Source organism: Synechococcus sp. 63AY4M2 (assembly GCF_002760475.1).
Lineage (GTDB): Bacteria > Cyanobacteriota > Cyanobacteriia > Thermostichales > Thermostichaceae > Thermostichus.
Window position 1 is genome coordinate 2,311,956 of record NZ_AXUX01000001.1, and the last position, 6,737, is coordinate 2,318,692.

General features: G+C 60.4%; 10 protein-coding genes and 1 tRNA gene. 8 read left to right on the forward strand and 3 right to left on the reverse strand.

Annotation, left to right across the window (positions count from 1 at the left end; all coding sequences use genetic code 11):
• The 7 genes from SYN63AY4M2_RS10290 to SYN63AY4M2_RS10320 form a co-directional block, all read left to right on the forward strand.
• The coding region (locus SYN63AY4M2_RS10290; protein WP_143597204.1) for a zinc ribbon domain-containing protein at positions 1–326 on the forward strand (326 nt) is incomplete at its 5' end.
• Positions 327–815: a DUF4351 domain-containing protein gene (locus tag SYN63AY4M2_RS10295; RefSeq protein ID WP_011431058.1), complete on the forward strand. Its 489-nt coding sequence runs from the start codon at positions 327–329 to the stop codon at positions 813–815.
• Positions 816–827: 12 nt separating this feature from the next.
• Complete coding sequence (locus SYN63AY4M2_RS10300) at positions 828–2,168, forward strand: TldD/PmbA family protein (RefSeq protein ID WP_011431057.1); 1,341 nt, start codon at positions 828–830, stop codon at positions 2,166–2,168.
• Between the two features lie 4 nt (positions 2,169–2,172).
• Positions 2,173–2,970 carry an MBL fold metallo-hydrolase gene (locus tag SYN63AY4M2_RS10305; RefSeq protein WP_011431056.1) on the forward strand — a complete coding sequence of 266 codons (798 nt, stop codon included), beginning with the start codon at positions 2,173–2,175 and terminating at the stop codon, positions 2,968–2,970.
• Positions 2,967–3,383: a DUF2358 domain-containing protein gene (locus SYN63AY4M2_RS10310; protein ID WP_011431055.1), complete on the forward strand. Its 417-nt coding sequence runs from the start codon at positions 2,967–2,969 to the stop codon at positions 3,381–3,383. Before SYN63AY4M2_RS10305 ends, SYN63AY4M2_RS10310 begins: the two co-directional genes overlap by 4 nt.
• 79 nt (positions 3,384–3,462) lie before the next feature.
• Positions 3,463–3,547: transfer RNA gene (locus SYN63AY4M2_RS10315), tRNA-Ser, on the forward strand.
• A gap of 88 nt (positions 3,548–3,635) precedes the next feature.
• Positions 3,636–4,121 carry a YbhB/YbcL family Raf kinase inhibitor-like protein gene (locus SYN63AY4M2_RS10320; RefSeq protein ID WP_240527831.1) on the forward strand — a complete coding sequence of 162 codons (486 nt, stop codon included), beginning with the start codon at positions 3,636–3,638 and terminating at the stop codon, positions 4,119–4,121.
• Positions 4,122–4,241: 120 nt separating this feature from the next.
• Here the strand turns inward: SYN63AY4M2_RS10320 and SYN63AY4M2_RS10325 are convergent, their stop codons facing one another.
• From SYN63AY4M2_RS10325 to cobU, 3 genes are all read right to left on the reverse strand, one after another.
• Positions 4,242–4,778 (reverse strand): hypothetical protein, encoded by a 537-nt coding sequence (locus SYN63AY4M2_RS10325; RefSeq protein WP_099887506.1) that lies wholly within the window; start codon positions 4,776–4,778, stop codon positions 4,242–4,244.
• Positions 4,779–4,783: 5 nt separating this feature from the next.
• Positions 4,784–5,272: a CRR6 family NdhI maturation factor gene (locus tag SYN63AY4M2_RS10330; RefSeq protein ID WP_011431052.1), complete on the reverse strand. Its 489-nt coding sequence runs from the start codon at positions 5,270–5,272 to the stop codon at positions 4,784–4,786.
• Between the two features lie 85 nt (positions 5,273–5,357).
• On the reverse strand, positions 5,358–5,921 hold the full coding sequence (gene cobU, locus SYN63AY4M2_RS10335; RefSeq protein ID WP_099887365.1) for a bifunctional adenosylcobinamide kinase/adenosylcobinamide-phosphate guanylyltransferase: 564 nt from the start codon (positions 5,919–5,921) through the stop codon (positions 5,358–5,360).
• A 179-nt stretch (positions 5,922–6,100) separates the two neighbouring features.
• On the opposite strand from cobU, the gene SYN63AY4M2_RS14385 reads away from it, so the two are divergent.
• A partial coding sequence (locus tag SYN63AY4M2_RS14385) for a CatB-related O-acetyltransferase (RefSeq protein WP_168175109.1) occupies positions 6,101–6,737 on the forward strand: 637 nt, incomplete at its 3' end.

The following is a 6,737-nucleotide window of genomic DNA, read 5'->3' on the forward strand; positions in this document are numbered from 1 at the left end:
TCCTGAAGTTTCAAGCCAAGAAGAAAAACGTGGTTGTCGTGGAAGTATCGGAAGCGTACACCAGCAAAACCTGTACCAAGTGCGGGCACATCCACACTAAGTTGGGTGGCGCAAAGGTGTTTAGATGCCCAAAGTGCAACCACAGACTACCACGAGATTGGCAAGGCGCCCTGGGTGTTATGCTCAGGGCTTTGCGGGATACCGCCTTTCTGTTTGGACTCCGTCCGAGTAGCGCGGTCGCGTCAGCATCGCGTAGTGACAACGGAAACGGACAGAATGCTATCGCTTCACCGCTGAGCAGTAATGCTCAGCAGTGTTCAGCGTAAATGTATCAGGATCCTGTAGAAACCTTACGAGAAGTCGTTGCCGAGCTGGAGCGCTTGCCAGACCCCAGCAAGCAGCGAGAACTGGCAGCAGCAACAGCCGTTTTGGCGGGACTAGCATTGGATCGGGGTTTGATTCGGCAAATCATGAGGTCTTTGGATATGAGGGAATCGGTGATCTACCAGGAGTGGCGCTCGGAAGCTTTGCGGGAGGGGCTGGAAGCAGGGCGCAAAGAAGGTCTGCAACTGGGCCTGCAGCAAGGGCTGCAACAGGGATTGCAACAGGGATTGCAACAGGGACTGCAACAGGGACTGCAGCATGGAGAAGCAACGCTGGTTTTGCGGCTTTTGCGGCGGAAGCTGGGATCCCTTGACCCGGCCCTGGAAAACAGGATTTGGGCCTTGCCCCCGTCGCAACTGGAGGCGCTGGGGGAAGCGCTGCTGGATTTCAACAGCGTGGAGGACTTGACCGCCTGGCTGGCCCGTCGGTAGAGAAGGAATGACATGCTGCAAGTTGAACTCTTGGCCGAACAGGCGCAAAGGTGCGCCAAACACCTGGGGATCCCCCAGTTTGATCTCTACGGAGCCGCAGTGGATGAGACCAGCGTGCAGGTGGAGCAGGGGGAGCCCCGTCAGGTAAAAGCTTCTCACCGCTGCAGTGTGACGGTGCGGGCCTGGAACGACCAGGGCCAGGTAGGGGTGACCTCCACCACCGATGTGGACGAAGCAGGGCTGGAACTAGCTCTGCAGACGGCCTTTGAGGCCAGCCACTTCGGCGTGCGGGAACACGCGCCCCAATTCAGTCCAGAAGCGAAGCTGCCCATTCTCCAGCCCTGTAATGACAAAAGGCCCCTGGCGCTGGCCAGCGAGCTCCTAGATCAGCTGGTGGCTGCCGAGAAGGCTTTGCTGGGATCCCATCCCGCCATCCAGGGGGTGCCCTACAACGGCCTGGCCCAGCGACAGATCGACCGCTTTTACCTCAACAGCGACCAAGCTCTGCGCCAGGAGGGCCACACTCTGGCCTCGGTCTTTCTCTACGGCAAAGCAGAACAAGAAGGCCGCAAGCCCCGCAGCGCCGGCGCCATGCGGGTGGCCCGCAGCCTAGAGGAGCTGGATATCCAGGGGTGCGTAAAAGAAGCCGCCGAGAAGCTCATCAGCCACCTGGAGTACGCGCAGATCCCTTCGGGGAAATATACGGTGGTTTTTTCTGGGGAAGCTTTTTTAAGCCTGTTGGGGGCTTTCTCCAATCTCTTCAACGCCCAGAACATCTTGGACAACCAAAGCCTGTCCACCCCCGACTCGCTGGGCCAGCAGATTGCCTCGCCGCTGCTTTCGGTGTGTGACGATGCCTTGCACCCGACTAACGTAAGCGCGATTAGCTTTGACGGCGAAGGCACCCCCACCCGCCGCGTTTCCCTGATTACCAACGGAGTTCTGACCCACTTTTTGCACAGCGCTGGCACCGCCAAACGCCTGGGGGCCCAGCCCACGGGGCACGCCAATATCGGCGCCAAGGTGACGGTGGCAGCCCACTACTACCACGTCTTTGCCGGGGCTCCGCCAGAGAGCACCTACGACCTGGCCACGGCTGAGAATGTGGTCTGGATTGACGAGCTGCAGGCTCTCCATGCCGGAGTCAAGCCTCTGCAGGGATCCTTTTCCCTGCCCTTCCAGGGCTGGTGGGTGCGCCAGGGGGAGCGCATCAGCATCGAGGCGGCGACAGTAGCGGGGGATTTTCTAGCACTCTTGCAGTCCATTTTCTACGTCGAGCCGGAGCCACAAATCACTCCTAGTGGTCTGTGTCCCCGCATTTGGGTAGCCGATCTTTCCATCACCGGCCAATAGCCCCATGAAACTCACCCGCATCGACCTCAACAGTTGGCTAGTCCATACCCAGACCCAGACTTTCCTGCTGGATCCGTGGCTGGTGGATCCCTTGGTGTTCTTTGGCCTGCCCTGGTTCATCCGCCTGCAGCACCGCCAGATGCCGCCGTTCACGCCGGAAACCCTGCCCAAAATCGACGGTATCCTCCTCAGCCAAGGCCAACCCGACCACTGCCACCCCCCCACCCTGCAGCGGCTGGACAAGCAGATCCCGGTTTTCGCTTCTCCAACAGCCGCCAGGGTGGCGCGGAGCCTTGGCTTTATGAGGGTGCAGGCCCTGGATCCCTGGCAGTCCGTGCAGTGGGGAGATCTAGGCATCACAGCGGTTCCTGGCGCCCCCCTGGGGCCGGTGCGGGAACTGGGCTTTTTGCTGGAGGAGCTGCCGACCCAGACGCGGCTTTACTACGAGCCCCACCTTTCCCAACCGGATGTCCGCCCGCGGCTGCAGCAGGAGTTCACCCCCATCCACACCCTGCTGATCCCGGTGGTAGGGCAGATCTTTCCCTTCTTGGGCGAGGTGATCATGGGGCCGCAGCGGGCCCTGCAGGTGGTGGCCGCCCTGCGCCCGCAGCAGGTGATTCCCACCGCTATGGGAGAGGTGGACTACCACGGCTGGTTTGCCGCCCAGATCCGCCCCCTGGGGAGCCTAGAGGAGTTCCGGGAAAAGCTGGGATCCCTGAACGCTGCCACCGGCCAATCCATCCAGTTGTGCTGCCCTGCCCCGGGGGAGACGGTATCCCTTCCCGCTGAGGTTAAGACGTGAGCCCTCCTTCTCAGGCCGCCCCCGATCTCGTGGCCATCCTGCGGGCCGATTACGCCCGCTTTCCTTGCGATCAAACCTACTCCATCTACGATCCCCAAGTTTATTTTCGGGATCCCCTCAACGAGTTTCGCGGCCTGGATCGCTATCGGGCCATGGTCGAAAGCCTGGGACGCTGGCTGCAGGATATCCACCTCGAGCTGCACGACATCCACCAGAGCGGCAACCACATCCGCAGCGAGTGGACGCTGAGGGGATCCCTGGCTTTTTTGCCCTGGCGTCCCCGCCTGTGCGTCCCCGGCTGGACAGAAATCCAGATCAACGAAGCAGGGTTGATCGGATCCCACATCGACCACTGGCGCTGCTCCCGCTGGGAGGTGATGCTGCAGATTTTGGGAGTCGGGGCTGCCAAATGAGCTGACTGCCGGTCCACACCTCTGCTAGGATTACAAAGCTGACTTTTTAGGCTCGCTAAAAAGTCGTTTTCTCTCCTCTGGAGAGATGGCCGAGTGGTCGAAGGCGCAGCACTGGAAATGCTGTGTGGGGCAACTCACCGTGGGTTCGAATCCCACTCTCTCCGTCATCGAGGCCCGCCTCAGGTAGAAGCTGCAGGAGACCCCCTATATCCCTCCACCCCCCAGTCCCCTCGTGTGGCAGGATATGGCCAGTTGCTGAAACCTGAAGAAATTATGGCTTTGCAACTCACCAGCTCCGCTTTTTCCCACTCAGAATCCATCCCCTCCCGCTACACCTGTGATGGGGAAGATCTCTCTCCACCCCTAGCCTGGTCGGGGGCACCTTCGGAAACCCAGAGCTTTGCCCTAATCATGGATGACCCAGACGCGCCCAGGGGCACCTTTGTCCACTGGGTGGTCTACAACTTGCCCACCAGCGTTAGCAGCCTGCCAGAAGGGATCCGCGGCGATGCCGATTTGCCCCAGGGGGCTGTGCATGGGCAAAACAGTTGGGGGCGTAACGACTACGGTGGCCCTTGCCCTCCCAGCGGCACCCACCGCTACTTCTTCACCCTCTACGCCCTGGATCGGCAACTGTCTTTGGCTGCAGGGGCGACGAAGGAAGCCCTGCTGCAGGCTATGGAAGGCCACCTCCTTGCCCAGGCCCAACTGATGGGCACCTATCAAAGAAAAAGGTAGGGGATCCGCGGTTAAAGCCCCGGCTTGCCGCCGCGCCTAAGCCAGACAAGGGTTTGGCAGCTCCCTTCTGCCGACGAGTCCTAGGGGCAAGGGGATCCCCTTCGCTGGGAAGGGAGAACCTCAAGCAAGGGGCGCCCCCAGTCGGGAGCTGGGCCTTGCCGAAAGCAAATCCAACATCTCCGCTCTCCAAAAAATTTGCCCCGCCGCCGTTTTTCTACCCAGGACAGGGATCCCCAGGTGGGCCTGCAACTGCCAGATCAAAGCGGGTTCTTCTTCTGGGGAGGAGGCCGACTCAGATTCCAGCAACACCCATCCCAGGCAGTGGGCCTTGGCTTGGTGAAGCAAGGCTGCAAAAGCGGCTCCCTGGCTGAGAGCAGCCTCTTGGGGCAGCGTCAAGAGCACGTCAAACCCCCAGGCATGGGCTAGGTCAGCCCAGGTTTGGCCGGGCCCTATCGGATCGGCCAGGCTGCCAGGCACCACCAGCAGCGGGGCCTTCTCTCCCTCCCAAGCAACCATCTGCCGCCAGAGGGTTCTAAGCTGGGCTTCAGAAGGGCTGGGATCCACCTCGAGCAGGCCCCAAGGGGCTTGCACCGCCTGCTGCCAGGCCTCTGCCACTCCTGGTGCTGCCCGACTTCCAGGCCAGGTGTCTGCTACCATCACTCTCATGGTTCCCCCGTCTCGGCTTCCCAGAGGCTCAGAAACTCGGGTTGCACCTCAAAGCCAAACACCAAGGCCATGTCGCGCAGCATCGAGACAGATCCCAGTTTCTGCTGCTTAAACCAGCGCATCAGCACAAAAATCTTCTGGTAGACGAAGATCTCCAACGCCTCCGGGTTGTAGACGATCCCTTCGCGGGGGTTGAATTGGTGGGGCACCAGCATAGCGGCGTAGCGGGCCAGCTCGCCGCTGCGCCAATCGAGAAAGTAGGGCATCCAGGGGTAAACCGTATCCCAGCGGATGAACCACAGGCGCACTTCTGGGATCTCCGACAGCTCCCGCGGATCGTCGGGGCTGCGCGGCCAATCGATGGCGCACTGTACCTGCTGAGCGGCGCCAACGGGATCCGCCATCAAGGTTTTCACCAATTCATGGCCCGGGGTCAAATCCAAGGCCTGGATGGCTTTGGCAGGTAGGTGGAAGGTAATTGGCACGGCGACAAGCAATCGCTTTAACCCAGTCTTGATCCAGGCGAGGGCTTCCGCAAGCAAGATACCCCATCCGTCAACCCCTTGCAGCTTATCTCAGCTCTGGGCTATTCACCCCTGCCAGCGGGATCCCCAGCCGAGCTAGGTCGAGGACAAAGCCTGCTGCCACCAAGAACACCTGATCTGCCAGCGGGGCCAGCTTCTGGGTGAGCTCCCCCATCCGATCGCGAAACCGACGCCCCAGCGGATAGGCGGGCACCACTCCCCAGCCTACCTCTTCTGAGACCAAGATCGCCTTTCCTGCCCAGCTCTGCAAGGCCGACAAGAAAGCGTCCACCAAGGGATCCCACTCCTCCGGGGAACACTCCAGACCCTGCGCCACCCAGCCGCCTAGAGAGTCCACCAGGGCACAACAGGGCTGAGACAGCTTTTGCAGGTCGGCCCCCAGGTCGGGCCCGGTTTCCCAGGTTTGCCAAGTGGGAGGACGCCGTTGCCGGTGCTGCTGAACCCGCTCCGCCCACTCTGGGTCGGCTTGGGGATCGGGCTTGGGGCCGGTGGCCAGATAGACGACCGGCAGGCCGGAAGCAGCCGCCAGGCTCTCCGCCAGCCGACTCTTGCCGCAGCGGGCAGGGCCACAGATAAGCACAATTGGCATTGCCTGAAGAGGAAAGTCTATTGCTAGAGTAGCTTGGCAGTCGGTAGACCCCCTACGCTTCTGCTTCAGTTGCCGTGCAAACCCTGGAACCCCCCTGCCTGGAGCTTGGGCATATTCTACTTAGGCTCACGTTTTGGAAATTGATCTTGGCAGACCCCAATCCAGCAGCCGGAGGTTTTATGGCCATCTGCATTGAACATAGTCCTCAACTGGAGGACAAAACGTACTTTGCCTACTACCAAGGCTTGGAACCATTTCCCTTGCTTACTGTCGGCCCCCTGACCTATGCAGTGGAGCTCTTCATTCATTGGATGGGAGAGCCTTCGCGGGTAAAGATTGGCCGCTGCTGCTCAATTGCAAAAGGGGTTCATTTTTTTGCAGGCTATGAGCACCACACTGAATGGGCAACTACTTATCCTTTTACTCATCTACCTGAGTTCTGGAGCGAACTGCGGGCTTTGGAAGGTCACCCTCTGACCCGGGGAGATATTCAGGTTGGGCATGACGTTTGGATCGGCTATGGCGCTATGATTCGCTCAGGGGTGACGATTGGAAACGGGGCGGTTGTTGGAATGGCTGCCGTGGTGACGAGAGACGTCCCGCCATATGCAGTTGTTGCAGGGGTGCCAGCCAAAGTCGTTCGCTACCGCTTTTCACCCGACGTCATCGAGCAGCTCAACCAGCTTGCTTGGTGGGATTGGCCTCTTGAAGCCATCAGAACCTCCGGGGTACTCCCGCCACAGCGCAGCTTGGCGGGATGGGGGATAGGCGGTGAGACGAAGGGGTTCAATGCCCCTGAGTCTCACAATCTGGGCG